The organism is Psychrobacter sp. NPDC078409, from assembly GCF_050268505.1.
Lineage (GTDB): Bacteria > Pseudomonadota > Gammaproteobacteria > Pseudomonadales > Moraxellaceae > Psychrobacter.
Window position 1 is genome coordinate 183,010 of record NZ_JBNNGW010000001.1, and the last position, 18,595, is coordinate 201,604.

16 protein-coding genes are annotated in these 18,595 nt (G+C 43.5%); 3 read left to right on the forward strand and 13 right to left on the reverse strand.

Annotated elements, in window-relative coordinates; translation table 11 throughout:
- Positions 1-212: 212 nt before the first annotated feature.
- From ACQKC9_RS00585 to yghU, 4 genes are all read right to left on the reverse strand, one after another.
- Entirely contained in the window at positions 213-1,457 is a 1,245-nt protein-coding gene (locus tag ACQKC9_RS00585; RefSeq protein WP_427620116.1) for a DUF819 domain-containing protein, read from the reverse strand.
- A gap of 277 nt (positions 1,458-1,734) precedes the next feature.
- Positions 1,735-3,405, reverse strand: a complete 1,671-nt coding sequence (locus tag ACQKC9_RS00590; protein ID WP_427620117.1) for a DEAD/DEAH box helicase — start codon at positions 3,403-3,405, stop codon at positions 1,735-1,737.
- Positions 3,406-4,009: 604 nt separating this feature from the next.
- A complete protein-coding gene (locus tag ACQKC9_RS00595; RefSeq protein WP_427620118.1) occupies positions 4,010-5,302 on the reverse strand; it encodes a DUF1176 domain-containing protein in 1,293 nt (430 codons plus the stop codon).
- 264 nt (positions 5,303-5,566) lie between these two features.
- Positions 5,567-6,388, reverse strand: coding sequence for a glutathione-dependent disulfide-bond oxidoreductase (gene yghU / locus ACQKC9_RS00600; protein ID WP_160021722.1), 822 nt, complete (start codon positions 6,386-6,388; stop codon positions 5,567-5,569).
- Between the two features lie 342 nt (positions 6,389-6,730).
- On the opposite strand from yghU, the gene ACQKC9_RS00605 reads away from it, so the two are divergent.
- Positions 6,731-8,107: a DHA2 family efflux MFS transporter permease subunit gene (locus ACQKC9_RS00605; protein ID WP_427620119.1), complete on the forward strand. Its 1,377-nt coding sequence runs from the start codon at positions 6,731-6,733 to the stop codon at positions 8,105-8,107.
- A 178-nt stretch (positions 8,108-8,285) separates the two neighbouring features.
- Here ACQKC9_RS00605 and bfr (ACQKC9_RS00610) read toward each other — a convergent pair whose 3' ends face one another.
- From bfr (ACQKC9_RS00610) to ACQKC9_RS00620, 3 genes are all read right to left on the reverse strand, one after another.
- Positions 8,286-8,765 (reverse strand): bacterioferritin, encoded by a 480-nt coding sequence (bfr, locus tag ACQKC9_RS00610; RefSeq protein ID WP_057760255.1) that lies wholly within the window; start codon positions 8,763-8,765, stop codon positions 8,286-8,288.
- A 68-nt stretch (positions 8,766-8,833) separates the two neighbouring features.
- Entirely contained in the window at positions 8,834-9,322 is a 489-nt protein-coding gene (bfr, locus tag ACQKC9_RS00615) for a bacterioferritin (protein ID WP_427620120.1), read from the reverse strand.
- Between the two features lie 360 nt (positions 9,323-9,682).
- On the reverse strand, positions 9,683-9,874 hold the full coding sequence (locus tag ACQKC9_RS00620) for a (2Fe-2S)-binding protein (protein ID WP_101205900.1): 192 nt from the start codon (positions 9,872-9,874) through the stop codon (positions 9,683-9,685).
- 387 nt (positions 9,875-10,261) lie between these two features.
- Here ACQKC9_RS00620 and ACQKC9_RS00625 point away from each other — a divergent pair, with 387 nt between their 5' ends.
- Positions 10,262-10,591 (forward strand): ArsR/SmtB family transcription factor, encoded by a 330-nt coding sequence (locus ACQKC9_RS00625; RefSeq protein WP_057760261.1) that lies wholly within the window; start codon positions 10,262-10,264, stop codon positions 10,589-10,591.
- A 186-nt stretch (positions 10,592-10,777) separates the two neighbouring features.
- Here ACQKC9_RS00625 and ACQKC9_RS00630 read toward each other — a convergent pair whose 3' ends face one another.
- From ACQKC9_RS00630 to ACQKC9_RS00650, 5 genes are all read right to left on the reverse strand, one after another.
- Positions 10,778-11,500: a sulfate/molybdate ABC transporter ATP-binding protein gene (locus ACQKC9_RS00630; protein WP_082624600.1), complete on the reverse strand. Its 723-nt coding sequence runs from the start codon at positions 11,498-11,500 to the stop codon at positions 10,778-10,780.
- 96 nt (positions 11,501-11,596) lie between these two features.
- Positions 11,597-12,547, reverse strand: a complete 951-nt coding sequence (gene cysW, locus ACQKC9_RS00635; RefSeq protein ID WP_160021719.1) for a sulfate ABC transporter permease subunit CysW — start codon at positions 12,545-12,547, stop codon at positions 11,597-11,599.
- Position 12,548: 1 nt separating this feature from the next.
- The gene (gene cysT / locus ACQKC9_RS00640; RefSeq protein ID WP_057760265.1) at positions 12,549-13,433 is read right to left on the reverse strand and encodes a sulfate ABC transporter permease subunit CysT; all 885 of its coding nucleotides are present in this window, start codon (positions 13,431-13,433) and stop codon (positions 12,549-12,551) included.
- A gap of 223 nt (positions 13,434-13,656) precedes the next feature.
- Positions 13,657-14,748 (reverse strand): sulfate ABC transporter substrate-binding protein, encoded by a 1,092-nt coding sequence (locus ACQKC9_RS00645; protein ID WP_397477486.1) that lies wholly within the window; start codon positions 14,746-14,748, stop codon positions 13,657-13,659.
- 268 nt (positions 14,749-15,016) lie between these two features.
- Positions 15,017-16,144, reverse strand: coding sequence for a sulfate ABC transporter substrate-binding protein (locus ACQKC9_RS00650; protein WP_427620121.1), 1,128 nt, complete (start codon positions 16,142-16,144; stop codon positions 15,017-15,019).
- A 360-nt stretch (positions 16,145-16,504) separates the two neighbouring features.
- Here ACQKC9_RS00650 and ACQKC9_RS00655 point away from each other — a divergent pair, with 360 nt between their 5' ends.
- Entirely contained in the window at positions 16,505-17,074 is a 570-nt protein-coding gene (locus tag ACQKC9_RS00655; protein ID WP_427620122.1) for a hypothetical protein, read from the forward strand.
- Between the two features lie 136 nt (positions 17,075-17,210).
- Here the strand turns inward: ACQKC9_RS00655 and sat are convergent, their stop codons facing one another.
- A complete protein-coding gene (sat, locus tag ACQKC9_RS00660; RefSeq protein WP_427620123.1) occupies positions 17,211-18,473 on the reverse strand; it encodes a sulfate adenylyltransferase in 1,263 nt (420 codons plus the stop codon).
- Positions 18,474-18,595: the final 122 nt, after the last annotated feature.

An 18,595-nucleotide genomic window follows, 5' to 3' on the forward strand; every position in this document is an offset into this window, starting at 1 on the left:
TATTGTTCCTATGAATCGTTGTTTATTCCTAATTAGCAGAAAGGTTAACACGTACTTATGCAAGGCTGTGGCTAGGCTTACGTATCAATAGCATAGATAGACAAAACGATAACTCAAGTCATCCAATCATTAATAATAAAAAACCCGCATCAAGGCGGGTTTTGTTTAGCAAGAAATGCTATTAAGTTGCTAAGAGGCTGGCAATTTAGGTATTAAGATACAACCAAGCGCATCAACTGCGTGCTGATATAACCACCAAATGTCCCTACTGCGTAACCTAAAATACCCAAAAACACTCCTACTGGTGCTAGCGATGGATGGAAGGCAGTAGCGACAATCGGTGCTGAGGATGCACCGCCAGTATTGGCATTAGAGCCAACTGCCAGAAAGAAAAATGGCGCACGAATGAGTCTGGCGACAGCAAAAATAATCACGACGTGAATACTCATCCATAACAGACCGATTAGTAATAGTCGCCATTGCGAGACAATACCAGCCAGATTGATTTGCATACCGATTGCGGCGATTAATACAAAGATAAATACCGTGCCGATTTTTGATGCGCCAACATGATCTAACCTGCGAATCTTAGTGAATGAAAATATAACGCCTATTAGGGTAATAATTACAACCATCCAAAAGAACGAACTGGCAAAGCTATACTGAACGGCCCAGCTATAAGGCGCAAAGAACTCTGCAATCTGGCCACCGACAAAGTGCGCGACCCCGACCATGGCAAAGCATAAGCCAAACATCACCATCAAGTCATTGATGGTTGCTGGGCGGGCATGATCACGCTCATAGCTCTCGACTGCTTTGACCACTTTATCAATACTACTGGTATCAGCGCGCAAAAAACGGTCTATCTTGTCGCTATGTTTTGCCATTACTAAGATAGCTAGCAGCCACAGTGAGGCATTGGTGGTATCGACCAAAATCATCATACCAAACAGATCATCACTGACCCCAAACAGCTCCTTCATCGCTGCTTGGTTAGCCGCGCCGCCAATCCAGCTGCCCGCTACAGCAGAGAACCCACGCCATAATGTGTCATCGGTGAACATCGCAGGCGATATCCACTTAGCGACTCCCAAACTGATTGGACCACTGATGACAATGGCAATACTTGCAGCAAAAAACATCGCGATCGCTTTCCAGCCTAAGCCCAATATTTTAGGCACATCCATGGACAAGGTCATCAACAGCAAACTTGCTGGCAGCAAATAAGTCGCAGTAAAGCCATAAATCTGCGAACCAATACCATCGGCAAACACGCCTAAGCTATTCAAAGTGGCTGGTATAAAGCAGCAAAGTACAATACCAGGCAATACAGCATAAAACCGACGCCAAAACTTACCCGGCAAGCCTTGGGTATAAAAAACCAGACCAATAATGGCCATGATAATGCCAAAGGCTAATGGCAAATTATCGATTGCTAAGTTTGAGGTGGCAGGCATCAAGGCGCTCCAAGAGTGACAACGGGCAAAAGTAAATCAGTATAGACAAGGCAAAAAACTCCTGCAAGCAGCCATCGACTATTAGCTAGGATTTGCTGAGTAGTATTTGACAGAGTGAATAGCAAGGTAATGGCTAGACACGTAACGTCATACGCCTGTTATTGAGCAATATAAAACAGGTAAACGCAAAAAAGCCAGATAACAAGTATCTGGCTTTTTTATTGCTATCTTTAGACGATTAATAAATCAATGATTTAAATCGTCAAATATAGCTGTATTACGAATTGTTACCACGGTTGCCGCCGTTTGGACGACCTTGGCCACGGCTGTCAGAACGACCAGCTGGACGACCTTGGCTGCCGCTTGGACGACCGCGACCAGTTGCAGCACGCTCACCGCGTGGAACGCCATTGCTATCACCGCGGCTTGGGCCACCAGTGCGCTTGCCTTGATACGGCTTGCCACCTGAACGCTCATTTGGTTTGCCTGACGTGTCACGTGGCTTACCTTGATAACCGCTGTCGTTGCTAGCACGTTGACCAGTTGGAGCACTGTCGCTTGAACGACCACGACCTTGACCACCACCGCTAGATTTACCAGCATAGCCACCGCCTGAACGACCACGGCCTTGACCGCCACCGCCGTTAGAACGACCACGACCACGGCCACGACCATTACCTTTGTTTTCGCTAGGTACGTAAGTTTTCTTAGGCTCCATACCTTCGATAACACATACTTCCATTTTGCGATCTAAATAACGGTTGATAGCGTTAAGCTGTGGACGATCATCCATGCTACATAGGCTGATAGCAACACCAGTACGACCAGCACGACCACAACGACCGATACGATGGACGTAATCTTCAGTCTGACGCGGCAAGTCATAGTTGATAACATGCGAGATAGCTGGGATATCTAGACCACGTGCAGCAACGTCAGTCGCTACTAGGATTTTTACTTTACCATTACGCAAGTCTTGAACGATACGGTTACGCTTGCTCTGTGGCAAATCACCATGTAGGAAGCTTGCTTTATGGCCTGCTTCTTGTAGCTGTTTAGCCAGTTTTTCAGTGCTACGTTTGGTAGCAGCAAAGATAATGATTTGTTCCATATCTTGCTGACAAACGATTTTGTCAAGTAGACGGTTTTTGTGATCAAAATCATCACAGTAGTACACTTTTTCTTCAATGTGTGCAGATTCTACTTTGATTGATACGCGCTCAGGGTTCTTAGTGAAGCTAGCAGCGATTTTACCGACTGGGCCATCCCAAGTTGCTGAACACATGATCGTTTGACGATCGATTGGTGCTGCACGAAGGATATCACTGATGTCATCAGCAAAACCCATGTCTAGCATACGGTCAGCTTCGTCAAGTACCAATACTTCTAGGTTTGACAAATCAACGCGACCCGCATTGATATGGTCAAGTAGACGACCAGGAGTTGCAACGATTACTTGAACGCCCTTTTTCAAAGCAGTGATCTGACCGTTGTATGGTGCGCCGCCAACTAGTGGTACACAAAATAGACCGCGCATGTCTTTAGAATAAGTGCGAACGCTGTCATGTACTTGCTGAGCAAGTTCACGCGTTGGCGTTAGGATAAGTGCTTTGGTTAGTTTGTCAAAGCTAGTGGCACGGCTCAAACGATCAAGTACAGGGATAACGAAAGCCGCTGTTTTACCACTACCCGTTTGCGCTGACAATAGAAGGTCACGACCGGCTAGAGCAAAAGGAATGGCTTGTTCTTGAATAGGGGTTGGATTGGTATAGCCACTGCGATCAAGCGCAGTAAGAATTGGCTTAGCAATGCCAAGATCAGTAAAGGTGATTTTGTTTTCTTCAGTGGCGTCAGTAGCAGCCGCTTGAGTATTGTTATCAGTACTTGGAGTGTCAGTGCTTTCGATGATGCCGTTTTCAGCGGCGATTGCAGATAAGATGTCAGTCATAAGAATCCTTGGTAAGTATAAGTTGCTGTAAATTCAGCAAACTTGATGCATACCACTGATAACCGTTCACCACGCTGCTCTTATTAGCATTACCGAGCAATATAAAATTGTCGATAATTAGAAACCAAGCCAATAGAGCTTAGCGTCTTTATAATAAATGCGTTCGTGCTGTCTGACGTATTTTGGTGGTAGTGCCGAGTGTCTTATCCTTGCTTGATATACGCTCATTATCAATGCTTTGTCCAAAGCAGATAAAGGCAAACAGCAACCAATCTAGACCCTAGTTATAGGCCAGTAGATAAGATATGAGTCAAAAATAACGGATATTTTCAAAGGTTATTTAAGTACACAAAATCATCGGCAACAATTACTTATGGTCATCCTAGACCCAAAATCGCAGGCGATGTTATCAATCTCATAATTCACGAAAGCCTAAGCTAACGTGGCGACGCAGTATAGCACAATAAAAAATTATATGTACCTATTTCTTCAATTACTGAGTAAATAAGCACTAACAGTGTTGATAATAAACAATTTTAGGTGATTTATTTAATACCTAAAGCAAAATTGAATAACTAAAGTAAATGAACTACTCGCTATTTATCTATCGTACTACTTTGACTTCTGTGACATAGGTAGGTAGCTGCCATGCCCCGCCCGCCTCGATTAAGCGGCATAGTCCAGTGGTGCTTTCATGATTCTTTTCAAATGTACGGCCCGTCCATAGCCAATCGGTTTTGCTCATGCAATCACCGATGCCGCGACCTTTTTGTATAGAGGTAAGCTTGCCTTTATCGTAGCCAGTAGCATTGGTCGTCACCAATGTTGGCTTATAAGGTTTACTGTCATTGATTACCCAAACCCCTGCTCCAGCGTTATAAGCGCCTGTCCAGCACTCATGCTGTGCCAACAGTTGCGAGCCATTAAGACGACTGATACGCCAAGGTGATTTGTCTGAAAGATTGGGACAAACGCTGTCTGCATCTTTCATTGTGCCTTTTACCAACGCTGCTAACTGAGAGGACCTCATCACAAATTTTTTGTCATTACCATCGTCCGCTTTGGCACTTGGCACGACAAACCGCAGTACTGGCGCGGCTTTAGGAGGTAATATACCGCCACTAGATTTAACAGCATCTTCATTTTTGACAAAAGCACTGGATGTACCAACGCGACCTTGGAACTCATCGGCTTTTAGCATAGCAGCACTGGCACCTTTGTCAGAGAGCTGCCAACGTGAATTGCGCAAGGCCAACGTAATCTTGCTAGATTTGGTCAACGCCTCTAACAATGCAGTTACCTGCGTTTGAGTAAGCTCAGCGTTACCTGCAACGGCTGAATACGGCTTCGTCTCGCCATAATCCTTGTCATTAATAAACAACGAGATGCGATGACGATTACCAAGCTGCATTAAGGCTTTAGACGAGCTGTCCTTTGCCCCGCCAAGCTTTACTTTACCATCCACGCTAGCATTCGCACCTGCGCGGCGTACGAGCAATATAGAAACCGGAAACTCACTGTTATTCTCTGCTTGATACCCTGCCAGCCGGCACGTACGCGTATTATCACAAACGACTTGCCAGTCTTGACTGGTAAACTCAGTCGATGTACTGGCCATACTAGTGGTACTGAATAAAGCTGTGCTAAGCGCTGCAAATACAGGCAGTAATATTTTATTTTTTATCATAAAGGTGGGTTGTTCTTTTATTTTTTTAGGTATGTTTTCTGAATAATGCTCTACAGTGATGTTTTTGGGATCTTTATTAGACTGGGCACTATCTTCATAGCTATTGTCATCATAATTATTATCGTCATAGGTAATGCCTGACCTACTAACACCAGTTAAATCAGCGCCTCTTGATAGCGACATATCGTTTATATAATTATTGTCTTTCATAATCATCACCTTTCAGTAGAAGAAGTATAAACACCTGTCTATTGTAATGGTGCTCGGCTATCTTAACGCACTAGTGTTTCTATCTGTTGTACTAATGTATCATTATGTAAAGACAAAGGGAAGACCTAGCATACGTTATATTCATTTTTATGAATATAAATAAAAAGGCTGATAAGCTATTTGCTTATCAGCCTTGCTGCTGTGTTTAAGGTTTATTTATGCTTAAAATGTACTGTTAGATCTAAACTGTATTGAGTACTTAGTTTAGTCGATTGGTTTTAGCTCTAGCGCTACTGCACGTTTAACCGCAGGACGTTCAGCGATTTTCTTAGCCCAACGCTGCAAGTGTTTATAGTCTTCTACTTGTAAAAATTCTGCCGCGTCATAGAGCTTACCTAGTGCCAACTGACCATACCAAGACCAGACAATCATATCCGCAATGTTGTAATCAGACTCATCATTGCCGCACAGGTACTCATTATCTTTTAAATGCGTATCTAATACATCGAGCTGACGCTTGGTTTCCATCGTATAGCGGTTGATTGGGTACTCTAGAGGTTCAGGCGCATACGCATAAAAGTGTCCAAAGCCGCCACCTAAGAAAGGCGCGCTACCCATTTGCCACATAATCCAAGACAAACAATCTGCTCGCGCTTTGCCAGTAGCCAGTGGTAGGAACTTATCAAACTTTTCTGCTAGATACATTAAGATAGCACCCGACTCAAAGAGTGCTATCGGCCCCTCTGCTGTATCAGTAGAATGATCGACCAAGGCTGGAATCTTTGAATTGGGGTTTATCTCTACGAACCCTGAGCCAAACTGCTCACCTTTAGAAATATCGATTTTATAGGCATCATATGCTGCCCCATCAATACCAAGTTCGGCCAGCTCTTCTAATAGTATGTTTACCTTGACACCATTTGGTGTATTTAACGAGTACAGCTGTAACGGAGCATCACCAACGGGCAGCTCTTTATCATAGCGAGCTCCAGACGTTGGACTATTAATACTAGCAAACTTGCCGCCGTTGTCTTTATCTTGCGTCCAAACTTTTGGTGGTACGTATTTATTATTATCTTGACTCATAATTTATCCTCGGTTTGTATTTATGACTGCCGTGAAGGTTTACTATAACGAGAACTCGTAACGACTTTAAAGTCCTCTCTTGTAATCAATGTTGTGTTTCTACTGCCAGAGTAAATACAGAGGAGCTATTAGCACGCATCGAATTTCTTGTCATATTTCGCCTCTTTGCCTTTTTATTAGCTACCCTTCGCATCGTTGCTCTTATATAAGTTATCTTATATCAGTTACTTTGAGTCACTTTTATTATGAGCTAGGCTTTCTTATACTACTCAGCTTGCATAGTGATCTGTTCGCAAATACGCTATTTTCTTACTTCATAACGAGACGTTCAATGGGACTCACATGGTAACGCTCACCCCGACTCAAGATAAATACTTACCCTATGTGCTAGCAGTCGCGCTGTTTATGCAAATTTTAGACGCTACTATTTTGAACACCTCGTTGCCACAAATGGCGCAGGCACTCGGTGAGTCACCACTAAAGATGCAGTGGGCCGTCATCAGCTACGCATTAACCTTGGCGATTTTTATCCCTATCAGTGGTTTTTTAGCGGATAAATATGGCACACGCCGCGTATTTTTATCAGCGGTCATCATTTTTTGTGTTGGCTCATTACTGTGTGCGGCGTCGCAAACATTAGATTTTTTGGTTGCTTCACGTGTGGTACAGGGTATCGGCGGTGCCATGATGACGCCTGTCGCTCGTTTGATATTGGTTAAGTCTTATCCGCGCAATAAGCTGCTCACTGTGATGAATTTCGCTGTGATACCAGCGTTGGTTGCACCACTAGTCGGTCCAGTATTGGGCGGCTATATCGTGCAGTATGCTAGCTGGCATTGGATATTTTTAATCAATATACCGATGGGTGTGGCAGGTTTTATCATGGGCAAAAAACTGGTCCCAGCGCTCTATGAAGATACTAAGCGTCTTGATTGGACAGGGTTTGTATTGTTTGCCGCCGCTGCTTGCGGGTTCACACTGGCTGTCGAGTTTGGTTCACAGACAGGTCGCGGAGTTTATGGGTTGTTGCTTGGATTAGGCGCAAGTCTATTGATCGGTGCGTATGTCTGGCATGCCAAACGGCGAGCAGCTCCCCTGTTTCCACTGAGCTTGTTTGATATTCGCACCTTTCGAATTGGTATTACAGGCAATTTGTTTACGCGGCTTGGTATCAGTGCAGTACCATTTTTGCTGCCTCTACTACTACAAGTGGTGTTTGAGTACTCACCTTCGCAAGCAGGTTGGCTGCTTGCTCCGATTGCGGTTGGTGCCATAGGTATCAAACCTTGGGTTAGCAAAATTATTCAGCGGTTTAGCTACCGTAAAGTGCTGGTCTACAATACTTTGTTTATGGGCTCACTTATTATTGTACTGGCGCAGTTTAACGATGCGTCGCAGTGGCTATGGTTTATACCTATTTTGACCATCATGGGTGCCTGCAACTCTATGCAGTTCAGTGCGATGAATACGATTACTATTGGCGATTTACAGGGCACACAAACCAGTAGTGGCAATAGCTTAATGGCGGTCAATCAGCAGCTAGCGATTAGCTTTGGCATTGCGTTCGGTGCCGCTGTGTTAAATCTATTACGTGAGCGTCTACAGATGGATACACTAGTGGCGTTCCAAACCACTTATTGGATATTGGGCATTTTGACCATTCTCTCGGGGCTGTATTTTTTACGTCTGAAACCTGAGGATGGACGCGGTTTATACTAGAGCGTATTGTCAATAGAGACAAGTGAGTGAGATTTTACGTACAACACATCTCTATTCTGTATAGCCAAAACGTTAGAAATAGCTTATCTATAGACAGAAAAAAGCCAGTATGCGATTGTGTTATCAATCTCATACTGGCTTTTTTTATTACGACTTACATCAATAGTTAATACTATTATTATGCGTCATCATCACTCATTTGCGATTGGATGTATCGCTCTACACCAATACTTTCTATCAAGTCCTGCTGCGTCTCTAACCAGTCTTCATACTCTTCATTGCCATCTTTTAGCGTGACTAATAGCTGGCGAGATACATAGTCAGACTTTGTCTCACACAAGGTGACGGCATCGGTAATAATATCGAACTTTTGTCTCTCAAGGCGTAGATTGCACTCAATGATTTCTGGTACATCTTCACCAACCAATACCTTGCCCAGTTCCTGCAAGTTTGGCAAACCGCCTAGCAATAAAATACGAGCGATTAGGTCGTCTGACCATTTCATCTCAGCAATAGATTGCTTATACAATGAGTCATTAAGCGCCTCTAGCCCCCAATGACGTGCAATACGAGCATGCAAAAAATACTGGTTGATGGCAATCAGTGACTGCCCAAGTACTTTGTTTAACGCGCGAATAACTTCTTTATCCCCTGTCATTACCTTTCTCCCTTAATCTCTGTTATTTATGCTAAATACTGTGAATGCTATTCATACGTAGGATGATATCAGACAATATTAGGAGTGACTTCAGCCACTTGGCTTTGTAGGTAATTCGGTAGACCAATCATGTCGATGAGACGAAGCTGCTGCTCAAGCCAATGCGCATGATCTTCTTCGGTGTCTTTCAATTGCTCGACCAACATCTCACGCGTGACATAGTCATGCTCTGCTTCGCAAAGTGCGATACCTTCTTTGAGATGCTTTTGTACTTGGTACTCTAAATCTAGGTCAAACTGCAACATTTCAGGGACAGTCGTACCGATATGGATAGCGTCGACAGACATCTTTGGCGTGCCACTCAACATCAAGATACGACGAATAATATTCTGTGCGTGTAGCGTTTCGTCTTCCATTTCATGATGGATACGGTCGTATAACTTGCCATAGTGCCACTCAGCGTACATCTCTGAATGGATAAAATATTGGTCACGAGCGGCAAGCTCACCACCTAGTAAGAAATTCAGATAATCAATGACTTTCTGGCTACCTATCATAACGCGTACTCCCCTATTTATTTTTACCGATCACAATACATCCACAATTTATTATATAAGGATAGCATAATTGGCAAACTGATCAGTAAAAATCAAAATCAACAAAATGGCTTCTAATCTCAGGTAAATATAGTAGCATACAGGCGCAGTATAGGGTGTAACGTTATGAACTAAGAATAAGATGCTAATTGAGAATCATAATTAGCTACAACTAGTATTGATATGTGTTATGTAACATGCTGGCGTTTGAGTGAGATTATATGGACGCTTGCACCCGACCCTTTATGTATAATAAATTTAGATGCAGAATATTGAATATATTTTATCGTATTATATTACAAGGTATATGATTGATAATATTTAAACAGCATATGCTAGATTATCGAGTTTTGCATGGTGTTCGTCTAGGTAGTCATTGACCATCGGCTCACAACAGCCACAGCACGTTGCTACATCGAGCGTATCTTTTAGACCATCGAGCGTATCAACACCTGCAGCAATAGCTGCTTTGATTTGCTTTTCTTTTACGTTGTTGCAGATACATACGTACATGGATTGGCTCCTCGGAATACCACTATTCGATAATGACGGCATAAGACACTTATATAAAAACTTTGTGATAAGTGTCATTGATAAACGGATAATTTACTGTTTTCTAGCAATGAAAACTTAGTCGTTGAAATCACGTTTATCGCTTGCAGTATAATAACGATAATTATTATCATTTTCAATCACATTCGATATATTTATTCGTTGAGACAGTATCCTTGTATTACAGGCAGTTCATTTATGTAAGTGGATATAAGTGTGCGTGTAACCGAATATTGTCAAAGGTAGTAAATTAACGATGAACTGTAAATTTGCTTATTTTTTAATCGATTTTGTAGATAACTGCTGTTATATTGAACCCCTATTAACGAAGCCCATTGGAATCCTCCTATGTCTGATAATAATTTTACGATACGACCTATCGATTTATTCAAAGTCCTATCTGATCCGACACGTCTAAAAATATTTCAAATTCTTTTTAAGAAAGAAGCACGTTGCGTGGGTGATTTGGTAGATATGCTTGACCAGCCACAACCAACGATATCACGCCACCTAAACCATTTGAAAAAATTGGGTATCTTGAGCTGTGTGCGTGACGGTACTTGGATGTGGTATGAGGTCGCTGATGATTTACCAGATTGGTGTCAAGATATCTTAGACATCACCTACGAGCAAATCACTCCTAGAGGCACTAGTAGAGATGTATCGGATCTTGCGTAGATACGATTGTCCGCTTGTGTCCGCTTAGATTTTTGGTTCTTTGACTGTGCTTTATAAAAAGCGCTTGAGACAATATATCTGCGGCAATGCGCAGACCAAAAAAGACCTACTCTCGTAGGTCTTTTTTTGGCTTAAATGTTGATAATAATGTTGATAATTTGACCTAAATTGCGCTAGATCAAATAATTATACAAGATCTAAGAAATCGCTGATAAAGGCGTTGGCTGGCTGGTGTATCAGCTCCTCTGACGTGCCCACCTGCTCTACTCGGCCCTGATTCATCACGACGATCTCATCTGATACCGCACGTGCTTCTTCTTGATCATGCGTTACCATGATACTGGTGATACCAAGCTCGTGGTGGATGTTCTTTAGCCATGTGCGCAGCTCTTTACGAACTTTGGCATCTAGTGCACCAAACGGCTCATCTAACAGCAACAGCTTCGGTTTAACAGCAAGTGCACGTGCTAGCGCAATGCGTTGGCGCTGACCACCTGATAGCTGATGCGGATAAGCATTGGCAACCTGTGGTAGCTGTACGAGGTCTAAGAGCTCTGCCACACGCTTATTGATATCAGCTTTGCTCGGACGCTCGTTTTTTGGCAACAAGGTCAGACCAAACGCCACATTATCCGCGATGTTCTTATGGCGAAACAGTGCATAATGCTGAAACATAAAGCCAATATGGCGTTTTTGGACTGGGGTATTGGTCACATCCAGCTCATCGAACAATACCTGTCCCGAGTCGGCATATTCCAGACCCGCGATAATACGTAGCAAAGTGGTCTTACCGCAGCCTGATGGACCTAGTAACGTCGTTAGTTTGCCAGTCGGCACCGTGATATTGATATTATCTAAAGCGGTAAAATTGCCGAATTTTTTATTAACGTTGCGAATCTCAATGCTCATAATCGTATCTCTTATTATATCTTTTGTCGTATCGTGGCAAGTAGCTGAGTAGCGACTGCATCCGTAGTATTAACATCATTTATCAGATAATGGCAGTTATACCTTGCCAGTACTGTCCGCACTCGTCGATTCAGTGGCGACAGTGGCGTTAGCACTTACTGGCAGCTCAGGTGCACTGGCAAGCCGCTCAGACTTGGCAAATTTACGCTCTTGTATCTTAGTCATGACTTGCTGAATCAGTAGCGTCACTAAGGCTAATGCAGCCAATATGCTTGATAAGGCAAATGCAGCGGTAAAGTTATAATCGTTATAGGCAATCTCAACCAATAGCGGCATGGTGTTGGTCTCGCCGCGAATGTGACCGGAAACCACGCTGACCGCACCAAACTCACCCATCGCGCGGGCATTGGTCAAAATCAAACCGTACAACAGCGCCCATTTGATATTAGGCAATGTCACATGCCAAAACGTCTGCCAACCAGTCGCACCTAGTGTGAGCGCTGCTTGCTCTTCAGAGTCGCCTTGAGTCTGCATCAATGGGATCAGCTCACGTGCAACAAAAGGAAAGGTCACAAACAACGTCGCCAAAATGATACCAGGCACCGCATAGATCACTTGGAAACCCATACTCTCAAGCCAACCGCCGATAGTAGAGTTCAGTCCAAACAGCAGTACAAACATCAAGCCTGCAACCACTGGTGATACCGAAAATGGTAAATCTAGCAAAGTAGTGACCAGCTGCTTACCTTTAAACTGGTAACGCGTGACAAGCCATGCAATCGCAATGCCCATTACCATATTAATCGGTAAGACAATTCCTGCCGTGATGAGCGTAAGCTTGATAGCTTGTAAAGCTTCAGGGTCTACTAATGAAGCAATATATAACTGCCAACCATTTTTAAAGGCTTCGTAAAACACAGCCAGTAATGGAATGACCAACATGACAATCATAAATAACACAGCAATGGCAATAAAGGTACGGCGTATCCATGGCGTATCTTTGGTCGCAGCGTTGCTTTGGTAGTCGTAGCTATTAGATATTTGCATATTAGCGAGCTCCTACACGGCGCGACAGTTTCCACTGCATGATATTAATAGTCAGCAAGATGACAAATGATATGAGTAGCATAAATAGTGCAACCGCAGAAGCACCTTGAATATCAAATTGCTCAAGTTTACTGATAATAATGAGCGGCAAAATCTCAGACTGCATCGGAATATTGCCCGCGATAAAAATAACTGAACCATACTCACCAGTGGCACGGGCAAACATCATACCTGCGCCCATTAACAAAGCAGGCAATAGCTCTGGTAAAATCACTTTACGAAAAGTCGTCAAACGATTAGCGCCCAATACCGCCGCAGCTTCTTCAAACTCAACAGATAGCTCAGCGAGTACGGGCTGTACCGCGCGGACAATAAAGGGGAAGCTCACCACAACCAGTGCTAGCCAAATACCTATCGGCGTAAAGGCAACCTGAATATCGAACTTGGCAAACCATTGACCAATCAAGCCATTAGGCGCATATAAAGTGGCAAGCGAAATACCCGTAACAGCGGTTGGTAGTGCAAATGGCAAATCGACTAAGGCATTAATCAGTGACTTACCCCAAAACTCATAGCGCACAAGTACCCATGCGACCAATGTGCCAAATACCATATTAGTCAGCATCGCCAAAAACGACATCCATAAGCTCAGCTTAATAGCGGCAGTGACTTGTGGCTGCGTAATGGTTTCCCAAAAACCAGTCCAACCCATCTGCGTCGTGGTATAGGCCATCATGGCAAACGGTAGTACCACCAATAACGACAAGCTAAAGACAGTAATACCCATGCTCAGACCGAACCCGGGTAGCACATTGCGCTGACGCAAACGGGTCAGCCAACCTTTTTTGTTGCCGGGCTTACTGGCAGAAGAAGATGTTGCACTCATAGTGATGTCCTATTGCCTAACTGATGGTACTTAGCGAGGGTGCTCACTGTAAGACCATTATTACCATTGTTATCAAAATTATTATTGGTCGGCTTATGATATAAAGGACATAGCGCGTACGACCATGTCCTTTATGGGGTGCTTCATGACTGACTGTACGATTAACTGAGCTAATCAGTTTCAGTGTTTAGCGCAGTAGCTAATCTAAGTACTTAGCTCGCGATTACTGAGGCGCGTTAATTGCCAATTGGTCAAATACACCGCCATCACTGAAGTAAGTGCTCATGATCTCATCCCAAGTACCAAAGGCATCATTCGGGCGGAAAGTCTCAACAGGCGGTAATTTGTCACCGTTTTTATCAAGCACGCTCTTAACGCTAGGGCGTAGATATAGATCAGCGGCTAGTTGCTGAGCAGGCTCACTCCATAAGTAGTCAAGATATGCTTTGGCAGCGTCTGTAGTGCCTTTTTTATCTGTTACCGTCTTCACAACTGCCACAGGGCTTTCTGACTTAATCGAGTATTTGGGATAAACGATGTCTACTTGACCCGCGCCAAAATCAGTTGCTGCAAGGTTGGCTTCGTTTTCAAAAGTAACCAACACATCACCAATACCGCGCTGTACGAAAGTTGTCGTTGCTGCACGTCCGCCGTTTTCATAGACTTTGACATTTTTTAGCATGTCTTTTACGTAGCCTTTAGCTTTTGTTTCATCTTTATTAAAAGCATGTAGACCATAACCATAAGCACCCAAGAACGCATAACGACCGTTACCCGTCACTTTTGGATTGGCCATGACAATCTCAACACCGTCTTTGGTCAAATCTTCCCAGTCTTTGATGTTTTTTGGATTGTCTTTACGCACCAAGAATACAATCGTACTGGTAAAAGGAACCGCGTTGTCTGGGAATTTGCTTTCCCAATCTGACTCAACCAAGCCTTTTTTCTCAAGCAGCTCAATATCAGACCCTTGGTTCATGGTGGCAACATCCGCTTGTAGACCGTTGGCCACAGACAATGCTTGCTTACTTGAGCCGCCATGTGACTGTTTGATTAGGATATTGCTGTCTGGGTTCTCAGCCTTGTAATGCTCGACAAACAACGGGTTGTAATCTTTATAGAAATCACGTGCCACATCATAAGAGACATTAAGCAGCTCGATATTTTGCCCTTCTGTCGTTGCTGAACCATCAGCTGCGGCCTCGGTAGTCTCACTGTTGCTACAGCCAGCTAGACCCAATGTCAAAGCAACGCCAGCAATACTCAAAGCACTAAGGGTTTTGCTTTTCTGTTGATAACGAGCTACGTCTGTCATAAATACCTCAAAGATGTCTGTTGTGTAATGCAAGTATGCTAACAGCGCCATCTTATTATGTTTAATGATGAATATGCGTATGTTATTGCCAAAAGGGAATAACCAGTAAACAAAGCCATACATATCAATAAGTTGTTAAAAGAATCTATGTGTATAACCGACTGTTTGTTTATTGATGGTTTTAATACTGGCATGTGCCCTATCTATCTTGTCCGCGTTTTATTGAAAGCAGCTAAGATAGATAGTTCTATAAACTAAAAATTAACGACTACTTCGTGGTTGCCAGCTGATCAAAACGGCCGCCATCTACAAAGAAAGCATCCATAATATCTGCCCATGAGCCAAACACAGCCACAGGTTCAAACGTTTCAATATCAGGCAAGGTATCTTTATGAGCAGCTAGAATTTGCTCATCACTTGGACGCATGTACATTTTTGCCATGAGCTCTTGGGCAGGTTTATCCCATAAGCCTTTCAAATAAGTACTAGCCGCTTCCGTCTTACCAGACTTTTCAGTCACTGCTGTTACGACCGCTACTGGGTTGGCAATCGTAATCGAATAGCTCGGATATACGATATCAACGTTACCCTTTGCAAATTGCTGTGCAGCCAAATGTGCTTCGTTTTCGGTCGTGATCAATACATCACCTAGACCACGCTGGGTAAAGCTGGTAGTCGCAGCGCGCGCGCCATTGTCATAAGTGACGACATTGGCCAGCAGCTTTTTAATAAAGTCATTGGTTTTTACAGGGTTTTCATTATTGCTTTCTTTGAATTGGTGCAAGCCATAACCGTAGGCACCTAAGAAGGCATAACGTGCTGTACCACTAGTTTTTGGGTTCGGGATGACCACATCGATATCATTACGTGCCAAATCTGACCAGTCTTTGATATTTTTTGGATTACCAGCGCGGACCAGTAGTACCATGGTACTGGTGTACGGCACGGCATTGTTAGGTAGTGCTTGCTGCCAATCAGCAGCGACCAAGCCTTTTTCCACCAATAGATTCATATCGCTCTCTTGGTTAAAGGTCACCACATCCGCTTGCAAACCATTGGCGACAGAGAGCGCTTGCTTACTAGAGCCGCCATGTGACTGATTGATATTTACTTTGCTGTTTGGGTGAGTCTTTTGATAGTCGGTACTGAATAAAGTGTTGTAGTCTTTGTAAAAGTCGCGAGACACATCATAGGAGACGTTGAGTAGTTCGACATCTTGCGTCCTGCCACTGGCACTATTTGCCGCGTCATCTTGCGTCGCTTCTGTTGGACTGCAGCCTGTCATCATTATCGCTGCTGCGAGCATGCCGCTAGTGGCAAGTACACGTGCTTTTACAGGCTTATTATTAGTTGATTGAATGCTAGCAATGCTGATTTGTTGGAATTTTTTTTGCATGATGCTCTCGATAAAAGTATTAGAAGCGTTTTGTCAAAATCTTGACCATCATCACAGGGCCTACAATCTTTTGAGTTCGGTTGTCGGGATGATGCAGGCTATGCTAGCAGCATAAATAGCAAACGCTTAGTGATGAATTAGCTTATCGACTAGTGAAGTTGGCATAAGTGATAGGAGTAATCGTTTTGCATCATTAAGAATAAAATGGGTTGAGTAGTTGCTGGCAGGTTTATCAAGTAGACTATGATTTGGGTAGGCTGTACCATTATTTGTACGTTATAAAGTTTGCTGTATTAATGATACTTTCATTATCTCGATACTATGCAAACCTTACCCTCCTACTTGACCAAAGGCCCTTATATGAATACTTCATACCGTCAATTTCATTCTATTGTAGGGCTGATAATAATGACCTCTACCCTAGCGGCTTTAACAGGCTGTAATAACGTGTCGCCCACTATGAATAGCGATAGCCACAGCAAGGTCAAATCAGTTGCCAGTACAACATCTGCTTTGCCAGCTATTCAAAGTAATATCTTGGGTGACAATGTCTCAGCAGACAATTTTTCAACAGATAAAGTTTCAGCGGATTACGCTACTGCCGACTACGACAAACGAGCACAAGGCTATGATTGGGTTGGCGTGATGGTACGAGCAGATGGTGATCAGATTGACATTAAAGTTCGCTCACGCAGCGATATCAAAAAACCTACTTGTCATTTCGATGGTAAGGCGACATTAATGGGGCAAGATACTGCTCACGGTACGATTTTTCAGGCAAAGGTAAATGGCAGTACGGCTTTTTTCCAATTTAAGGACGACACCCTCATCATCGACAGTCCAGACAAGTATGCACTGAACTATTTTTGCTCAGGTGGTGGCTCGCTTGCTGGAGAATATAAGAAGCTTGCAGTAGGCTTGGAGATTTAATAGTCATCGCTAGCATGTGTTAGGACGTGTTTTTCATTTCGAAAGTAGTGATAAAAACAAAAAGGTGCCAGACAATAAGTCTGACACCTTTTTTATAACTGATTTAGCACGAGTTATTTATACTGATGATCTGCTCTTATACCGCAGATGCACCTGTTAATTTAACCTCAGCACGCTCTTCTTTTGCGATGCCGGCATAGTAGTCACGCAAAATTTGTAGTACTTCTGGACGGCTAAAGTTATCTGGTACATCTTCGTCTTCTGATAGTGCTTTACGCAGCTTAGTACCTGACACTTTAACGTGCTCAGAGGCGTCATGCGGGCAAGTCTTGTCAGAGGCCATCGCATTACAAGCGTTACACCAGAACGTCCAGCCAATTTTGAGCGGTTGGGTGATAAGGTCATCTTTACCAACATGTTCAAAAATAGTTTGCGCATCAAACGCACCATAGTAATCGCCAACACCAGCATGATCACGACCAACAATCAGATGGCTACAGCCGTAGTTTTGACGGAATAGCGCATGTAATAATGCCTCACGTGGGCCAGCATAGCGCATATCCAACGGATAGCCTGCTTGTATAACGGTATCTTGTCTAAAGTAATTATCAATTAGCGTTTTAATGGCTTCTTGACGAACTTCTGCAGGGATGTCGCCAGGTTTCAATGCGCCTAATAATGAATGAATCAACACACCATCACAGATCTCAATCGCAATCTTAGCCAGATATTCATGTGAACGGTGCATTGGATTACGCGTTTGGAATGCAGCCACTGTTTTCCAGCCTTTAGCATCCAAGATTGCGCGTGTTTCTGCTGGCGTTTTGTAGATTTCTGGATATAACGTTGGGAACTCGCCTTCGCTCAGCACTTCAACACTACCGGCAATATTGACTGCTTCTTGGTTCAATACTTGCTGTACGCCTGGATGCTCTGAATCCGTGGTCGTGAATACTTGCTGACACTCATGTTCTTTATCGATGGTATAGGTCTCTTCTACCGTTAAGATACCCATGACTTCGCCATCTTGAGCGACCAAGGCTACTTTATCGCCTTGGCTTAAATTATCCGCAGTTTCTTTTGGCGCAGACAAAGTGATAGGAATTGGCCAAAACAAGCCTGCGTTTTCACCGCTTTGCAAGCGCATGTTGTCTACTACGCCCTGCCAGTCCGCTTGATTCATAAAGCCATTTAACGGAGTGAAGCCGCCGATACCGAACATGATTAAATCACCGCGCTCACGTGAGCTTAGAGTGATGGTTGGCAATGTGCTGGCAAGCTCTAATGCTTGATCGCGTGCTGCACCGTTTAATAGTAGTGGCTTAAGCTCTGCACTACCGTGTGGAGGAACCAGCTTTGATTTGAATTGTGATTGAGTTGGGCTTTGAGTTTGAGACATATAGTTATTAAAACCTCTTATAAAAAGAATGGTTGGAAGAGATGAGCAAAAATGCAACAGCGATTAAATGTACAAAACTGAGAAGAAAGCCGTCGCTAGATAATAAGTAGCGTACTAGCGAC